Source organism: Paenibacillus sp. GYB006 (genome assembly GCF_036577645.1).
Taxonomy (GTDB): Bacteria; Bacillota; Bacilli; order Paenibacillales; family Paenibacillaceae; genus Paenibacillus.
The window spans coordinates 22,481-39,699 of record NZ_JARBDA010000007.1; the positions used below are offsets into that span (position 1 = coordinate 22,481).

At 41.7% G+C, this 17,219-nt stretch carries 18 protein-coding genes; 4 read left to right on the forward strand and 14 right to left on the reverse strand.

The features are described 5' to 3' along the window. Window positions 1-17: 17 nt before the first annotated feature. Window positions 18-119: a stressosome-associated protein Prli42 gene (prli42, locus tag PV403_RS16320; protein ID WP_160033399.1), complete on the forward strand. Its 102-nt coding sequence runs from the start codon at window positions 18-20 to the stop codon at window positions 117-119. Window positions 120-214: 95 nt separating this feature from the next. Here prli42 and lipB read toward each other — a convergent pair whose 3' ends face one another. The 5 genes from lipB to lpdA form a co-directional block, all read right to left on the reverse strand. After that, window positions 215-913 (reverse strand): lipoyl(octanoyl) transferase LipB, encoded by a 699-nt coding sequence (lipB, locus tag PV403_RS16325; protein ID WP_332085288.1) that lies wholly within the window; start codon window positions 911-913, stop codon window positions 215-217. A 46-nt stretch (window positions 914-959) separates the two neighbouring features. After that, window positions 960-2,321, reverse strand: coding sequence for a dihydrolipoamide acetyltransferase family protein (locus PV403_RS16330; RefSeq protein ID WP_213529694.1), 1,362 nt, complete (start codon window positions 2,319-2,321; stop codon window positions 960-962). 48 nt (window positions 2,322-2,369) lie between these two features. Next, window positions 2,370-3,356 (reverse strand): alpha-ketoacid dehydrogenase subunit beta, encoded by a 987-nt coding sequence (locus PV403_RS16335; RefSeq protein WP_213529696.1) that lies wholly within the window; start codon window positions 3,354-3,356, stop codon window positions 2,370-2,372. Next, window positions 3,356-4,372, reverse strand: a complete 1,017-nt coding sequence (locus PV403_RS16340; protein WP_191799457.1) for a thiamine pyrophosphate-dependent dehydrogenase E1 component subunit alpha — start codon at window positions 4,370-4,372, stop codon at window positions 3,356-3,358. The genes PV403_RS16335 and PV403_RS16340 overlap by 1 nt, the downstream gene beginning before the upstream one ends. A 205-nt stretch (window positions 4,373-4,577) precedes the next feature. After that, window positions 4,578-5,999: a dihydrolipoyl dehydrogenase gene (gene lpdA, locus PV403_RS16345; protein WP_213529698.1), complete on the reverse strand. Its 1,422-nt coding sequence runs from the start codon at window positions 5,997-5,999 to the stop codon at window positions 4,578-4,580. A 161-nt stretch (window positions 6,000-6,160) separates the two neighbouring features. Between lpdA and PV403_RS16350 the strand changes: the two genes are divergently transcribed. Both PV403_RS16350 and PV403_RS16355 read left to right on the forward strand, forming a co-directional pair. Further along, a complete protein-coding gene (locus PV403_RS16350) occupies window positions 6,161-6,445 on the forward strand; it encodes a DUF2627 domain-containing protein (protein ID WP_191799176.1) in 285 nt (94 codons plus the stop codon). A 93-nt stretch (window positions 6,446-6,538) separates the two neighbouring features. Further along, complete coding sequence (locus PV403_RS16355; protein WP_213529700.1) at window positions 6,539-6,913, forward strand: potassium channel family protein; 375 nt, start codon at window positions 6,539-6,541, stop codon at window positions 6,911-6,913. A 47-nt stretch (window positions 6,914-6,960) separates the two neighbouring features. Here PV403_RS16355 and PV403_RS16360 read toward each other — a convergent pair whose 3' ends face one another. Further along, a complete protein-coding gene (locus tag PV403_RS16360) occupies window positions 6,961-7,179 on the reverse strand; it encodes a hypothetical protein (RefSeq protein ID WP_213529702.1) in 219 nt (72 codons plus the stop codon). Window positions 7,180-7,357: 178 nt separating this feature from the next. On the opposite strand from PV403_RS16360, the gene PV403_RS16365 reads away from it, so the two are divergent. Beyond that, window positions 7,358-7,954 carry a thymidine kinase gene (locus PV403_RS16365; protein ID WP_213529704.1) on the forward strand — a complete coding sequence of 199 codons (597 nt, stop codon included), beginning with the start codon at window positions 7,358-7,360 and terminating at the stop codon, window positions 7,952-7,954. A gap of 94 nt (window positions 7,955-8,048) precedes the next feature. On the opposite strand, the gene PV403_RS16370 is transcribed toward PV403_RS16365, so the two are convergent. From PV403_RS16370 to dxs, 8 genes are all read right to left on the reverse strand, one after another. Then, complete coding sequence (locus PV403_RS16370) at window positions 8,049-8,528, reverse strand: hypothetical protein (RefSeq protein ID WP_160033417.1); 480 nt, start codon at window positions 8,526-8,528, stop codon at window positions 8,049-8,051. A gap of 507 nt (window positions 8,529-9,035) precedes the next feature. Beyond that, window positions 9,036-9,845, reverse strand: a complete 810-nt coding sequence (gene spo0A / locus PV403_RS16375; RefSeq protein ID WP_160033419.1) for a sporulation transcription factor Spo0A — start codon at window positions 9,843-9,845, stop codon at window positions 9,036-9,038. Window positions 9,846-10,032: 187 nt separating this feature from the next. Continuing rightward, on the reverse strand, window positions 10,033-11,367 hold the full coding sequence (gene spoIVB, locus PV403_RS16380; RefSeq protein WP_332085289.1) for a SpoIVB peptidase: 1,335 nt from the start codon (window positions 11,365-11,367) through the stop codon (window positions 10,033-10,035). Between the two features lie 100 nt (window positions 11,368-11,467). After that, window positions 11,468-13,207 carry a DNA repair protein RecN gene (recN, locus tag PV403_RS16385; RefSeq protein ID WP_332085291.1) on the reverse strand — a complete coding sequence of 580 codons (1,740 nt, stop codon included), beginning with the start codon at window positions 13,205-13,207 and terminating at the stop codon, window positions 11,468-11,470. A 155-nt stretch (window positions 13,208-13,362) separates the two neighbouring features. Then, window positions 13,363-13,812: a transcriptional regulator AhrC/ArgR gene (ahrC, locus tag PV403_RS16390; RefSeq protein WP_160033425.1), complete on the reverse strand. Its 450-nt coding sequence runs from the start codon at window positions 13,810-13,812 to the stop codon at window positions 13,363-13,365. Between the two features lie 37 nt (window positions 13,813-13,849). Continuing rightward, the gene (locus PV403_RS16395) at window positions 13,850-14,332 is read right to left on the reverse strand and encodes a hypothetical protein (RefSeq protein WP_332085292.1); all 483 of its coding nucleotides are present in this window, start codon (window positions 14,330-14,332) and stop codon (window positions 13,850-13,852) included. A 106-nt stretch (window positions 14,333-14,438) separates the two neighbouring features. Further along, entirely contained in the window at window positions 14,439-15,266 is an 828-nt protein-coding gene (locus PV403_RS16400; protein WP_213529712.1) for a TlyA family RNA methyltransferase, read from the reverse strand. A 36-nt stretch (window positions 15,267-15,302) separates the two neighbouring features. Further along, window positions 15,303-17,210, reverse strand: coding sequence for a 1-deoxy-D-xylulose-5-phosphate synthase (dxs, locus tag PV403_RS16405; protein WP_332085293.1), 1,908 nt, complete (start codon window positions 17,208-17,210; stop codon window positions 15,303-15,305). Between the last annotated feature and the right edge of the window lie 9 nt (window positions 17,211-17,219).

Here is a 17,219-nt window from a genome sequence, read left to right on the forward strand (position 1 = left end):
ATAAAAGGAGCTTACTGATGCAACAAAAAAAATGGTTTAAAGTTGTAATCTATCTGATGTTAATTGCGATGATTGCCTCAACGTTGTTAATTGTTATTGAACCACTGCTCTTTGGATAAGCAGATTTGACAAGAAATGAATAAGACAAGCTTAGCCCTCTCTTTGCTTCTCTCTTTAGAAGAACAGGGAGGGTATTTTCATTTTCACTCTGATTTCAAACGTATACGTCTGCAGCCCAAATCGGATCAAAGCCAAATTGTTTTGCAAAAATAGGAACCAGTTCCTGTGCTACCTGTTCCGTAGAGTGAACAAGCCCTGTACAATCTTCCAAAGTGGTTACCCCAAACTCTTCGATTCCGCAAGGAACAATCCCGCCAAATCCTTCGCTCTGCAATCCTGATTTGATATTAAATGCAAACCCGTGACTCGTAATAAAGTCTCTTCGGTGCGAAGTACTGCGATTAAACTTAATGCCAATGGCACAAATTTTGAAGTTCCCTACCCATACTCCTGTATACTGCTCTTTACGGCCTGCTTCAATACCATGGGACCTTAAATACGTGATAATTACTTCTTCCACATTCCTTAAATGAGCATGTAAGTCAATTTCTTTACCTCGGCCCAAAAACATGATGGGGTATGCAACTAGCTGACCGGGTCCGTGATAGGTAATGTCACCGCCTCGATCGATCTGATAGACTGAAATGCCTTTTTTCTTCCGATCTTCCTCACTAATCAGCAGATGTTCCGGATGTCGCTGCGTACCGATTGTATATGTAGGTGGATGCTGCAAAAGCAGCAGGTGTTCCTGCTGCTCTCCGGCATCGATGTCATGGACCAATTTTTTCTGTAGATCCCATGCTTCACCGTAATCCATCATATCGGTATAGCTTACAACAAGCGGTCTATTCATACGAATATACCTCCCCATGATTAACTCACCACATACCACAGATGTTTTAGTATAGCTTCGTGTCTAAAGAATAACTTTCTAAATTCTCTTTTACTCGTTGCAGGAATCTTCCTGAGATGACACCGTCCAAAATACGATGATCCAGGGACAAACATAAATTCGCCATCGACCTTACCGCGATCATGTCATTAATAACGACAGGCTTTTTCACAATAGATTCGAAGGTAAGAATAGCAGCCTGCGGATAGTTAATAATAGGATAAGACAAAATAGAACCAAACGAACCCGTATTATTTACGGTGAAAGTTCCTCCTTGCATATCATCCAGCTTTAACGTACCTTCTCTGGTTCTTCTCGCCAGATCTTCAATCTCATGAGCAAGTCCAGCAATATTTTTGGTGTCTGCTCGCTGAATAACAGGAGTCATCACCGAATCTTCTGTTCCCACGGCAAGAGAAATATTAATATCACGTTTTACAATGATTTTATCAACAGCCCATACCGAGTTCATGATTGGATAATCTTTGATCGCATTAACCACTGCTTTTAATAGAAAAGCTAAATAAGTTAAATTAATCCCTTCTTTACGCTTAAACTCATCTTTCAGTTTATTACGCAAAGTAACGAGATTCGTCACATCCACTTCGATCATCGTCCAAGCATGCGGTATCTCCGATACACTCTGACGCATATTTCTAGCGATTGCATTACGAACCGGTGTTATATCGATGTACTGCTCTGCTCTTCCTTGCGTATATCCATCGACTTCAATCTTCGGCAATTTTGGTGTTTCTGATAAATGAATGCCAGAGTGACGGACAGAAATAGACGGGTCCATCGATAAATTCTGTGGTTCAGAAGACGCACTGCTCGGTGTTTGTTTACGTTCTTCCTGCATAAGGCTTGACGTTTGGTGCTGTGTATTTCCACTTTCTACGTAACGAAGTACATCCTTACGCGTAATTCGGCCATTCATTCCGGTTCCCGGCACTTGGCTAAGATCAATACCATGCTCTGCTGCAAGACTCTGAACGGCTGGTGAATATCGATTGCGCATGGAGCCTTCCACAGCACTTACAGTAGCCGCTTTTTGAGCAGTATGATCTGAGGAGCTTGTATCAGAAGTTTCTCCCACGATTCCGGTTCCTGCTGCAGCATGGACTTCCATACGGCAGATCAGCTCGCCTACTCCAACCGTTTGACCTTCTTCTGCCGTAAGTTCACCCATAATTCCTTCTACCGTAGAAGGAATCTCTGCATTCACTTTATCCGTAATAACTTCACAGATTGGTTCATATTGGTCTACCCGATCTCCCGGTTTTTTTAGCCACTTGGCGATCGTTGCAGATACGAGTGATTCCGCAAGCTGCGGCATAACCACTTCAATCAACTTCTTTTGTCCTGCCATGTTTTGTCACTCCAATTCTTCATCCTCATCTCTGAGGATCCCTATTCATTAATACATTGCAAGCTTAAGCATTGCATCTTTTACTTTATCTTTACTCAGCATGTAGAATCTTTCCATTGGCGGACTGATCGGCATTGCAGGCACATCAGGACCGCAAAGACGTTCAATCGGAGCATCTAGATCAAACAGACATTCTTCACTAATAATGGCAGATACTTCTGCTCCCACTCCGCCTGTTTTGTTATCTTCATGGATGATAAGGACTTTCCCCGTTTGTTTTGCTGCAGCTATAATGGCTTCTTTATCCAGTGGTTGCAAGGTACGCAGGTCCAGAACATGCGAAGTTATTCCTTGTTCTTTTTCCAGCTCCTCAGCGGCTTGCATCACAAAATGCAGCGGCTGTGAATAAGCGATCACTGTAATATCGTCACCTTCACGAAGTAAGTTAGCCTTGCCAATCGGTACGATGTAATCCTCTTCAGGCACTTCTTCCTTCGAGAGACGATACATTTTTTTATTTTCAAAGAAAAGTACTGGGTCTGGATCACGCACTGCTGCTTTGAGAAGCCCCTTCGCATCATATGCGGTGTAAGGTGCTACAATTTTAAGCCCCGGGGTTCCAAAGAAAATGGATTCCGGACACTGAGAATGGTATAGACCACCAAAAATACCGCCGCCGATTGGCGCACGAATAACAACAGGGCAACTCCAATCATTGTTCGATCTGTATCTAATTTTAGCAGCTTCACTAATGATTTGATTGGTTGCTGGAAGCATGAAATCAGAATATTGCATCTCCGCAATCGGCTTCATTCCATACATGGCAGCACCAATAGCTACCCCTGCAATAGCCGACTCCGATAAAGGTGTATCCATCACACGCATTTCACCAAACTGATCCATAAGTCCTTTGGTTGTAGTGAATACGCCGCCTTTCACCCCTACGTCTTCGCCAAGCACAAATACGGTCTCATCGCGCTCCATTTCTTCTTTCATCGCGAGTCTAATCGCATCAATATACTCCATTTCAGCCATTATTGTTTCCCTCCTGACTCATCATCGGCATACACATGCAGCAGGGTATCTTCCGGCTTCGGAAATGGAGCATTGTCTGCATATTCCGTCGCTTCTTTCAGTTCCATACTAAGCTGTGCAGCCAGATCTGCATCTCGCTCTTCATCCCATAAACCACAGTCAATCAAGTATTGTTTCATTTTGGCAAGGCCGTCTTTTTTCCAGTTCTCTTCTACTTCTTCTTTTGTTCGATAAGCGAGATCATTATCTGAAGTTGAATGTGGAGACAACCGGTACATCATCGCCTCAATTAGTGTCGGACCTTCTCCTGCTACGGCACGTTCGCGTGCTTCTTTTACAGCAGCGTACACAGCAAGAGCATCATTACCATCTACACGGATTCCCGGGAACCCATACCCGAGAGCACGATCACTTACTTTTCCGCTAAGCTGTTTGTGAACAGGCACAGAGATGGCATACTGATTATTTTCAACCATGATAATAACCGGAAGTTTATGAACGCCCGCAAAGTTACTTCCTTCATGGAAGTCCCCCTGATTACTCGAACCTTCGCCAAAAGTAACGAAAGATACAAAATCTTTCTTTTGCATTTTCGCTGCAAGTGCAAAGCCGACTGCATGAGGTACCTGCGTAGTTACAGGACTTGAACCTGTTACAATGCGAAGTCGTTTGCTTCCAAAATGACCAGGCATTTGGCGCCCTCCACTGTTCGGGTCTTCTGCTTTCGCAAAAGCGGACAGCATGAGTTCACGCGGCGTCATTCCTACGGCCATAACAAATCCATAATCTCGATAATAAGGCAGGAAATAATCCTTTTCACGATCAAGCGCAAAAGCAGCAGCTACCTGAGCTGTCTCTTGACCGATACCGGAAACGTGGAAATTGATTTTTCCCGCTCTTTGTAAAAGCATACAGCGTTCATCAAATTTACGGGCCAGGAGCATATATTTGTACATATCAATAACCTGACCATCAGATAGACCAAGCTCATTATGTTTGTACTGTTTAGAAGTCATATTATTTAAGTTCAAAACTAGCGAACCCTCCTTTTAGAGTAGCTCAAGCGTCTTAGGTATTGTTGTCTTGTCTTATAACCTGGTACTAAGACTTGGCTTAAGCTCATTATACTCGTTTTATTTGCAAAAAGAAAAGAGATAAACCACATTCATGATAAGTGTCATGTTTCATATCCACTTACTAGATAACGGGTAAAGCAGGCATTTACATTCCGATTGCATTACCGTCTACGGCAAGCATTGCTTCTCCCATAATCTCCGATAAAGAGGGATGAGGATGCACAAGCTGTCCTATTTCCCAAGGAGTTGCATCTAATAGCTGAGCTAACGCTGCTTCACTGATCAGATCTGTAACATGAGTTCCAATCATATGAACTCCCAAAATATCATTGGTGTCCTCATCCGCAATTACTTTCACAAAGCCTTCTTGATGTCCGTGTACCAAGGCTTTGCCAATCGCTTGAAAAGGAAACTTCCCAATCTTCACCTTATAACCAAGTTCTCTAGCTTGCTTTTCTGTATATCCAACACTCGCTGCTTCAGGTCTAGAATAGATGGCTCTTGGAATAAATTGATCCGGAGTCGCATGTACGGTTTCGCCTGACATATGATGTACGGCACGGATTCCTTCATGGGAAGCAACATGGGCAAGCTGGAGGCCTCCGATACAATCGCCGATCGCATAAATATGAGGAACAGCGGTCTGTAACTGCTTATTCACCTCAATGAATCCATTTGATAATTTTATATCCGTGTTCTCAATGCCAATATTCTCGACATTTGCTACTCGACCGACCGAGATTAATATTTTCGAAGCAGATAAAGTTTCGCTTCCCGCACTCGACTGTATATCAATCGAAAGTGAATCACCATGGTCTATATATGTATCCGTCATGACCTGGGAACCTGTTCTTACCTCTACTCCTCGTTTGACAAGCAGTCGTTTCATTTCAGCAGCGATCTCTTGATCTTCTTGGGGAAGAATGTGATCTGCTGCCTCAACAAGAGTCACTTTTACATTAAAATCAGATAGCATGGATGCCCATTCTACTCCAATAACTCCGCCGCCAACAATAATGATGGAATCCGGCAGGTCGTCCATTCGAAGAGCCTCGTCGCTTGTCATAATCTTATCGCCTTCAGGTTCGAGTCCTGGCAGCGTTCTAGGACGAGTTCCTGTAGCAATAATCAGATTTGCCGGCACTACATTTTCCATCTCTCCATTATCAAGTTCTACAGCAAGAGCTCCGCTTTTTGGAGAAAAAATCGAAGGACCAATGACTCTTCCTTTTCCATGCAAAACGGTGATCTTATTTTTACGCATCAAATACTGAACACCCTGATGGAGCTGCTCAACGATGGCTTCTTTTCTTTCTTGAACTTTAGGGAATACTAACGTCGCCCCCGAAGTTTCAATACCGTAACTTACGCTATCTTTAATATCTGCATATACTTCTGCACTTCGAAGCAGTGCCTTGCTTGGAATACAACCGCGGTGAAGACACGTTCCGCCAAGTTTATCTTTTTCTACAATAACGACAGATTTACCTAATTGCGCAGCCCGGATCGCAGCCACATAGCCACCTGTTCCCCCGCCCAAGATTGCAACATCACATTCTATTGCCATAAAAAATCATTCCCCCAATTCTTCCACGTTGTTATTAATTTATGTTCTATTGTACTCTCACTTCTCTGGAATCACAAAACAAGCCCATCTAATAGACAGTAACTAGAAGACAAGGTATCATATAGAAATACTACATGCGTATGAGAAGGGGTTTTTGCACGATGAAGCTTATGCTTTCCCGCTTTCTTGCCATTGTCATCCTCGTTATTCCTGGTCTTGGAGCCATGAAAGGTTTTTTAATGATCAAAGATTCGTTGTTTCATTATTATGCTGCTCATGGTGATGATCTTGTAACCGTCCCGCGCTTTGAATGGCTTCACTTCAGCTTAGGCATTCTTCTATTCGCCACGTGCATGGCTTTCCTTGGCGGCTGGATTCTGTTTCGTGATCGAAAACGTAATTATGTCGGACCTCGTTTCAAACAAAAACCAGATATGGATGCATAGCCAGACGCCCCTTATGAGAAACTTTACCTTTACGGCTGGATTCAATATAATGTTACTCTTATATATCTTTTTCGAAGATAGGGGCTTCTGACCATGATTTCATTTTTACTTACACTCAAACGATTACTCAAAGGATTATTCCATGGTTTTAAAGATAAGAGATTTCTTGCTCTTTTAACCTTGACCTTAGCTACCCTGCTCTCAGGAACTCTTTTTTATTCCAGTGTAGAGAATATGAGTTATATTGATGCACTCTACTTTTCTGCAGTTACTTTAACAACCATCGGTCACCCAACGCTCGCGCCGGTTACGACTTTTGGCAAGTTGTTTACGATCATTTACATGTTTGCAGGGATCGGTATTACGATTGCTATGATCGCTAGAATTACGCTCGGTATCGTTTTTCCAGAAAAGTTAGGCGATGAAAGACCTAAAGAAGAAATATCTGTAGATCCATCTGAACAGTAACTAATCTTAGGCCTTCTTAACAATTAAGAAGGCTTTTTATTATCTGCTTATTCATACAATGCATCTCTAAGTTTGGTAGACATTTTCGAACCACCCGTTGCTTTTTGCAATATTTGTTTTTTTAACCGTTGATTCTGTGCTTGTACAGCCGAGAATTCAGCTAGTAAATCAGATATGAATATTTCTGCATCTGGAGTAAGTGTCTCCTTTTCTTGCAGTAACTCAAACTTCTTTTGCCAAGCATTATATTTTTCATCATTATTCATTATGATCACCTCATCATTATCAACCATATCATGTTAGAAGAAATTGTGCATAATTTTACACTCCATGATCTAACAAAATAGTGGCTTCTATGCTTTTATTTATGTTAATCTATAATGGCTCTTTTGGGGAAACCAAAAGTTTTAGAGCGGATTGTGCTAAAGAGAGGAAGATATCGCTGTGTCAAAAGGTCGTATTACTGTTATTACCGGACCCATGTTCAGTGAAAAATCAGGGGAACTGATCAGACGCTGTCAAAAACTAATGAAATATGGACGCCAGAAGGTCGTTGCCTATAAGCCTGTTGAAGATGACCGATTTGAAATCGATGAAATCGTAAGTCGGATCGGATACAAATTACCTGCAATCCCCATTCCAAAACAACTTACTCCGCAAATCGTGGAACAAATTCTAGAACAAACAAAAGATGCAGATGTTGTTGCTTTCGATGAGGTACAGTTCTTCAGCAGAGAAATCATGGATATTGCCGAAGAACTCGCTTATTGCGGAAAACACGTCATCGTGGATGGTTTAAATATGGATTACCGGGGTAAAGAATTTGGATATGTTGGCGGTTTGCTCGCCATGTCCGATGATATTGAAAAACTATCAGCCTTCTGCGCTGTATGTGGAAGCCCTGATGCAGCATTTACCCAACGTATCGTCAATGGCGAGCCGGTCACCCTTGGTCCTGTCGTCATGATCGGAGACTCTGAGGCATACGAACCGAGATGCCGCAAATGTTTTGTCCCGCCTCATAAAGTGAAATGCGATTAAGAGAAATTAAATAAAGGAGTGTCCGGTATACACCCGGCACTCCTTTACTTTTCAGCTGTCGACAAAGCGGTAGCTGTGCACATCATTCTATTCATTATTGTTCCCGTGTAACAAAGTACTTATTAGTCATATAGTAAGCATCACCGCGGGATGTCTCTACCATTCCTTTTTTCGGGTCCAAGAATACAATTTCCTTACACTTCGTGCAATACCACTTTGTTCGTTTGTACGGAGACTCGGTAACATAAGCAGTTCCACATTTGCAATCAATTTTCATTAAAATTTCATTGGCACGATATGCGGTTGATAGACGATCCATATTATCTTGTTGTTGAACAGGCACGATTACATTCTGATAGTCAGAGAACTGATTTTGAACTTTAAAGTCAGAGACAAGTGAAGGATTTAATCCAAAGAATTCTTTACCGATCTCAGCAATAAACTTCGTATCGTTTCTGTAACAATGAATCCATTCCTGAATCTGTTTATTGGACAATGGAACTGTCCCCTTAACACCGCTGTTCAGTGTGTATGTCATAATATATAGTGTGTCGTCTTGTTTGCTTGAGTACATTAGAAACCTCCTTATTCTCTGCTAATGTACTACAACTCTTTAACGAAAGCAAAGGCTATTCTCCATGTAATTATCACCAAATGTGGGACTTGTCGTAAACTATGGATTTTAGTTATATTCTAAGCATCTTATTACTTTTATCGTTATATTCACACTCTTTGCACAAACCTGTAACTTTACCAGAGGGACTTGCATAAAAATGAAGTCTTTTATACTTATTGCACTTTTCACATTTCTGCACTTTTTGCATCTTCTTATTCTGATTATTTTTGCGATAATGATCCAAATAGACCACATTGGAAGAATTCTTTACCTTGCTTACGTGATATCGTCTATAAGTTACCCAAACCAAGCATGAAGCAATAATACCTATAATCGACAACCATAACATTGGTCTCTTCCCCTTTCATGATTCCCGAAAAAGCGCCTACCTTCTCTTTCGGTAAGCGCATTTTATTATAAGGTTCGAAGGGCGTTGTCCATATAAATCAACAATCCAAGTCATCTTTAAGATACTTTATTCTCAATTCTAAGCTTGTCAGCTACCATCGCAATAAATTCACTGTTCGTCGGTTTGGATTTGCTGATGTTAATCGTATATCCAAACAAATGACTGATTGAGTCGATGTTACCCCGTGTCCAAGCCACCTCAATCGCATGACGAATCGCACGTTCAACCCTGGAAGGAGTTGTTTTAAATTTCTCAGCGATTGCCGGATATAATGTTTTGGTAATCGCTCCGAGGATTTCGATATTGTTGTATACCATAGTGATCGCTTCCCGCAAATATTGATATCCCTTAATATGGGCAGGTACACCAATTTCATGAATAATGGAAGTAATACTCGCATCCAAATTTCTTGATTTTCCGATAGGAACAACATTTGATTTTTGGGAGGAGGATATCATTTGTGAACCATTGCTTGCGATTGCTTGAGCACCAAATAGCTGCCTTACTCGATTTGCAAGGACTTCCATATCAAAGGGCTTCAAAATATAATAAGAAGCTCCTAATTGTACAGCACGCTGAGTAATGTTCTCTTGCCCAAAAGCAGTAAGCATGATTACCTTAGGCTGTGGAGACAAATTCATTTCGCGCAGGCGTTCAAGCACCCCTAGACCATCTAGATGAGGCATAATAATATCAAGAATTAATACATCAGGTACAGACTTTGCTTCTTGAATGATCTGAAGTACCTCCTCACCGTTATACGCGATGCCCGTTACTTCCATGTCCTCTTGATTAGATATATATTCAGCTAGTAAATTAGTAAACTCCCGGTTATCATCAGCCAATAATATTTCAATATTTTGCAAATGTTTTTCCTCCCTTAGACAATTGTTGATGCTCATTCCCTTACAGCATAAGATTTTCGACACACAAAAGGAAAATCCTTCTGTCGAAAAATATTTTCTTTATTTTTTTTAGCCATTGATTTATAATATTGTATTTTATTTCATTTTATGATTTTCTTCTTATGTATTCGACAAAAAATCTTAAGGCTTAACTCGCCTTAAGATTCATTGTTTGCTTATTAGGGATTACTACTCCAGCATCTTCTAACATCCATTCAATGAAACATCCATAACCCGATTTAGGATCATTCACAAAAACATGAGTTACAGCTCCAATAAGTTTGCCATTCTGGATAATCGGGCTGCCGCTCATCCCCTGTACAATACCACCTGTCTTATCAATTAGACGTTTATCGGTAATTCGAATAACAAGTCCTTTTGTAGCCGCATGATCTTGAGGTGAGACATGAACGACATCAACCGTGAATCGTTCTACTTCTTGTCCTTCGAGAACCGTTAAAATTTCAGCAGGTCCTTCTTTCACTTCATGTGCAAATGCGACGGGAATAGGCTTTTGATATAAACTGTGTTCTGGATTCACAGGCATTTTTCCAAAAATTCCAAAGGGAGTATTTCTTTCGATATTTCCAAGAATTCTGCTTTCTTTTGTAAAGATCGCTCGTTTCTCACCTGGATCGCCAGATTCGCTCTTTGCGATGGAAGTAACATTAGATTGGACAATCTCGCCGCTGCCAACCACAATTGGCGTTTGCGTATTCATGTCAGTGATCACATGACCTAAAGCTCCGTACACACCTTGATCTGGTGCATAGAAAGTTAAAGTACCCACACCGGCGGCTGAGTCCCGGATGTAAAGGCCAAGACGCCAAACTTGATCTTCTTCATCAAACACAGGAGTTAACTTCGTCTTGATGACCTTCCCTTGACGAGATAACGTAATATCAATGGGTTTCTTCGTCTTTCCTGACTCCAGAACGGTATCAGCAACTGCATTCACTCCTGTGATCGCTTTGCCATTCATATGAGTCAATAAGTCACCCAGTTTGATACCTGCCTCTTCCCCTGGTGACACAGGATCCTTACTCGTTACGTGTACCAAATGATGACCTACAACCAGAATACCAGCTGATTTTACCTTAACTCCGATGGTTTGTCCCCCAGGTACTACTTTCAAATCAGGCACGACAAGCACATCTGTCGTTTTTAGCGGGATTTTACCAAACAACTTCCATGTAAGTTTTGTCGTTCCCTCTTGTTGAGGGTTCAAATGAATGGAATGTTGCCTGGTAGAAACCGAAAGTTTAGAGGAGGTTTCTTTCTTTACTTGCAGCACCTCTGATTGGTCAGAGACGGTCGCATCCACGGGCGCAGATACTTCGAGGTGTGTTTCCCGTCCAGCTAATAAACGTAGCTCATCTGGCAATGAGGCATAACTAAACACGGGCAATAGGGTCTGTCCGAACAGACAGATAGATAAGACAACAATAAGTCCAATAAGTTTCTTTCCAAGGTTAAGCTTCAAGTGGCTGTCACACTCCCTTTGCTTCGTTCGCTTGACGAAAGGTGGTCGCCAATTGCGTAACTATAACATAACCTTGGACTTGGTCTTTTATTACTGTCAATCATTGCTCCGTAAGTACTTCAGCCCCTTTTTTGGCTTCCGCAAGTTTAAGCATTTCCTGTGCATGATGTCTTGTTTTTTCTGTAATTTCAACACCGCCAAGCATTCTTGCGAGCTCCATTATTCGTCCTTCTTCAGAAAGTTCTTCGACCTGTGTCATTGTCCGTTCCTCATGCACTTTTTTCTCAATTAGATACTGATGATCTGCCATACAAGCCACTTGTGGTAAATGTGTTATGGAAAAGACCTGACAAGTGGAGGATAAAAGGAACAATTTTTCAGCAATAGATTGAGCTGCTCTTCCGCTTACTCCCGTATCGACTTCATCAAAAATTAATACTGGGATTTGATCATGTCTTGCAAAGATGCTTTTTAGGGCAAGCATAATCCGCGACATCTCCCCACCCGAAGCGATCTTGCCCAGAGGTCTAAGGGGTTCACCTGGATTTGCGGATATCAGAAATTCCACACTGTCAATTCCCTGTTTCGTAATCCGGATCCGCTGACCATTCCATTCCACTCCGCGAGGGTCCTCTACGACAGAAATCTGAGCCTTCATGGATGTTCGTTCCATCTGTAAATCCTTTAGTTCTCGTTCCACTTTTTCTGATAATTCTTCTGCACATTTCTTACGAGCCATGCTCATTTTCTCTGCTGTAATGAGTAATTCCGCCAAGTAACGATCACGTTCGGCGAGTAATTTTTCCATGCGCTCATCTTTATTCTCAAGCTGATCTGTTTCCCGTTCGATTTGGGCATAATATTGGAGAATGGATTCCACATTGTCCCCATATTTACGCTTTAGACCGGTAATCATATTCAGTCGTTCTTCCACTTCACCCAGTCTCGCCGGGTTAAATTCAATATCATCACGATATCCGCGAAGCTGAAACGCAGCATCTTCCAATTGATAAAAAGCGGACTGAAGCTGGTCTAATATAGGCTTAATCCCTTTTTGATCATATCCACTGATATCTTCAAGCTTTGAGATTGCGTAACTAACCGCCTCGAGCCCCTGAGAGCCTTGAAGAATATCATAAGCTCCTGCAACAGAATCCATCATTTTTTCGCTATGGGATAGTTTGACCTTTTCTTCATGCAGTAATTCATCTTCGCCCGGTACGAGTTTAGCGGCTGAGATCTCTTCTAACTGAAACCGATACATATCAAGTAATTGATATGCTTTTTGACTTGATTCCTGAAGCTGACGAACTTCTTTTTCTACTTTCACGAATGCTTTATATTGCTCTGTATATTTCAGCTTTATCGGACCAATGATACTTTCTCCATATGTATCGAGCAGACCCAAGTGCTTCTCTGCCCGCAATAAACTTTGGTGTTCATGTTGTCCATGGATATTAATGAGCTGTTCTCCAACCTCACGTAACATGGTCAAGTTAACTAGTTGTCCATTAATTCGAGATACACTTTTCCCTGTTGAAATGAGTTCACGGCGTATAATCAAATGTTCGTCTGGTTTCGCCTGAATACCGAGCCCTGATAATGTCTGCCATACGGGATGAGAGCTAGGAAGTTCAAACATAGCTTCCATCTCCGCTTTATCACAGCCATATCGTATGAGATCAGCTGATCCTCTGCCTCCCGCGATAAGACCAAGTGCATCTATAATAATCGATTTACCTGCGCCCGTTTCCCCGGTAAGTACATGAAATCCCGCATGGAAATGAACATCCACAGCTTCAACAACTGCTAAATTTCGAATAGATAGTGTAGAAAGCACAGCATTGCACCTCCGATGATCACGTTAATTACGTGTAATTACATTCCCCAAAAAAAAGCACAGGGAACGTCCGTTTGCTTTTTTCATCTTCGTTTATACTTTACACTATTTTCTTCGAAAAAGAAACGTATGTTCGCTCGATTTTTTATTATATTTTACGAAATATATCCCATGATTTGATTAATGAATGACTTACTGTTTTCTTCCGTTCGGCAAATTACAAGAATGGTATCATCTCCGCTGATGGTTCCCATAATTTCCGGCCATTCAATGTTATCAAGGAGCGCTGCTACGGAATTTGCTGTACCGGGAAGGAACTTCATAACCACAAGATTCGTAGTGTGATCGATACTAAGAAAGTTATCGACTAAAGCACGTTTTAATTTTTGTCCCGGATTATATCTTTGATCGGTCGGTAAAGAGTATTTATACCTGCCATCTTCTGTAGGCACTTTAATAAGAAGAAGTTCTTTAATATCTCTTGAGACGGTAGCTTGCGTTACCTGATACCCAGACTTACGCAGTGCTTCCACCAGTTCATCCTGTGTTTCAATATCATTTTGACTGATAATTTCACGAATTTTAATATGTCGTTGCCCTTTCATACATGCCTCCAATTGTCGTGCTCATTATTATTCCTGTTTACTCATCCCCTGGATCATACAAATAATCATCTTCATCCAGTAAGGATATGCGCTTGATTGTTTCCTCTTCTGTATCCACATAAAGTAGACCATCGCATGTCGGATAGAGCAAAAGATACAGAAGCAATCGATCTCTAATTCCTGATCCCGTCCATTCTACCGGCATGCGGCTTCGGGATGTTTTAACAATATAAATCTCGTCTTCCTTCTCGGCTACATAATCAATAAATAATCTGCTGTAGAGCGTATTTTGATTGACCTGAAAAGAAAGCGGAACCTTTAATTTCCCCCCAATAACTTCATATCCTTCTCTCTCTAAAATGTAAAGAGCCGGATGTTCCTGAATTTCTTCGTTTAACATAAGTTCAGGCATATGTTCAGGCGCAGGGTCTTGAAGCCATTTACGTACACCATATAATATCCAGATCAACACGATTAAACCAAAAAAAGCGATAACCACTTTGTCATATTGACCTTCCATGCAACCACCTCTACAGAAAATATTCGTGAACTTATGTTCAATTTCCTGTAATGGGCAGTCGGTTAGTATCCCTTTTCAGTAAAAGAAACTCATCCGAAGATGAGTTTCAGGTAAATGTATTCGATGCTTGTTTCACAATAGACTGTATCAAAGCATCTGTATCCATGGATGATTCTGTCCTCATCTCAGGAGGATTTAATCTCCAGTGTGCAAGAAACTCAATATTCCCTTCGCCTCCTGTAATTGGAGAGAAGGTGAGATCCTGGAGTTCAAGGCCGAGTTCCTTCCCATAGGCGATAATGGAATGCAGCACTTCTGCATGCACTTTAGGCTCTCGTACAACACCTGTTTTAGGAACCTTCTCACGGCCAGCCTCAAACTGAGGCTTGATCAGTGCAGCAATATCTGCTGGTTGTTTAAGCAGGTTCAGCAGCGGAGGAAGAATGATTTTTAAGGAAATAAAAGATACATCAATACTCGCCACATCAGGTACCGGTCCTGTAAGATCTTCAGGAGTTACATATCTGAAATTGGTCCTTTCCATGACCGTTACGCGCGGATCATTACGTAATGACCAATCCAGCTGATTATAACCTACATCAATTGCATATACATGAGCAGCGCCATGCTGCAATGCACAATCGGTGAATCCGCCAGTGGACGAACCAATATCGAGCATCGTTCTTCCTTCCATGTTCAGATGGAAGTGTTTGATTGCTTTTTCCAGCTTCAAACCTCCGCGACCCACATAAGGATGCACTGCACCTTTTACCTTTATAACGGACTCCCTGGGAACTTTCATTCCTGGTTTCTCGATCCGCTCTTCATCAGCCAGAACAAGCCCCGCCATAATAGCGGCTTTTGCTTTTTCACGGCTTGCATAAAAACCTTGTTCTACCAATAATATATCAATTCGTTCTTTAGGGACTGACATGAGTTTCTCCTGTTCCAAAATATTTAATTGATGGGCTCAGGAAGGCAGACTTGTTTTTGGAAGATCATAAGCATATTGTAACTTCAGTTTGCGCATTTCCTCACACACGGATTCTGCCGTAAGACCGACCTCTTCCCGTTGTTCCTTCACACTGCCGTGTTCAACAAACAAATCTGGAATTCCCATAAGGTGAACTTTCGCTTCATACATCCCTTTTTCAGAGAAAAATTCAAGTATGCTGCTTCCGAGACTGCCTGCTTCACAAGCTTCTTCAAGCACAATCATCTTCGTATCATTCTGAGCAAGCTCCATTAAGAGTTCATGATCCAGCGGTTTGAAGAATCGGGCATTAATTACACTTACCTGCATGCCATCGCGTTTCAGCATTTCCGCAGCTTCTTCCGCCACTTGAATCATAGGACCAGCGGAAATAATGCTATATTTCTCACCTTGTCTTACTGTCTCCCACGAACCAATTGGAATCGTCTTCAGTTCCTGATCCATCGGAACACCGACAACATTAAGCCTAGGATAACGGTAAGCAATCGGTCCATCATTATATTCGAGTGCCGTCTTCATCATATGTCTAAGCTCATTCTCATCCTTAGGCATCATGATTACAATATTCGGTATATGACGCATGAACGCCACATCATAGACACCTTGGTGTGTCTCCCCATCTGGACCTACAAAACCGGCACGGTCAATAGCAAACATGACATTGGCATTATGCCGGCAGATATCATGTACGATTTGATCATATGCTCTTTGCATGAAGGTTGAATAAACAGCAAATACAGGTTTCAGACCTTCCATCGCAAGCGATGCACACATGGTTGCCGCATGTTGTTCTGCAATTCCTACATCGACCATCCGGTCAGGGAACTCTTTACTAAATGGAATGAGACCTGAACCGCCCGGCATGGCAGGAGTGACAGCAACAATTCGATCATCCTGTTTTGCAAGTTCAATTAAAGTTTGACCAAAAATATCAGTATACATCGGATTTCCCACTGATTTCAGAACTTGCCCTGATTCAATCTTATATGGGGAAATACCGTGCCATTTAACAGAATCGGCTTCTGCAGGTTTATAACCTTTACCTTTGGTGGTTACTGCATGAACAAGAACCGGACCATTCACATTATCTGCTTGTTTGAATGTTTCAATAAGTTTCGGCAAATCATGTCCATCCACAGGTCCAAGATAAGTAAAACCAAGCTCTTCAAAGAGAACACCTGGTACCATCATATATTTAAAACTGTCTTTGAGCCATCCAGCGGATTTAGCTAATCTGCCGCCGATGGCAGGAATTTTATTTAAAAGATACTCAACTTCATCTTTAGCTTTCAAATAATGGCGATCCGAGCGAATTTTACTCAAATAATTATGCATAGCCCCGACATTAGGTGCGATAGACATTTCATTATCGTTTAAAATAACCATCATTTTCTTCTGTTCATGACCGATGTGATTCAGCGCTTCAAAAGCCATACCGCCTGTTAGTGCCCCGTCACCAATAATTGCAATAACCTTATTGTCTTCGCCTTTTAAATCTCTGGCATATGCCATCCCCATGGCAGCTGACAGTGAAGTACTGCTGTGACCGGCTTCCCAGACGTCATGCTCACTTTCGTTTCGTTTCACAAATCCGGACATTCCCTTATATTTGCGAAGCGTATCAAAACGATCCATACGGCCTGTAAGTACCTTATGAACATAAGATTGATGACCAACATCATATATCATTTTATCTTTTGGACTGTTATAGCAGTAATGCAGGGCAACCGTGAGCTCTACCACTCCCAAATTCGGCGCCAGATGCCCCCCTGTGTACGATAGCTTCTCAATGAGAAATTGACGTATTTCTTCAGATAGAGAGACTAGTTCATCCACAGACAATGATTTCAGATCGTTAGGTTCCTTAATTTGTGGAAGCAGCACGTGAAATCC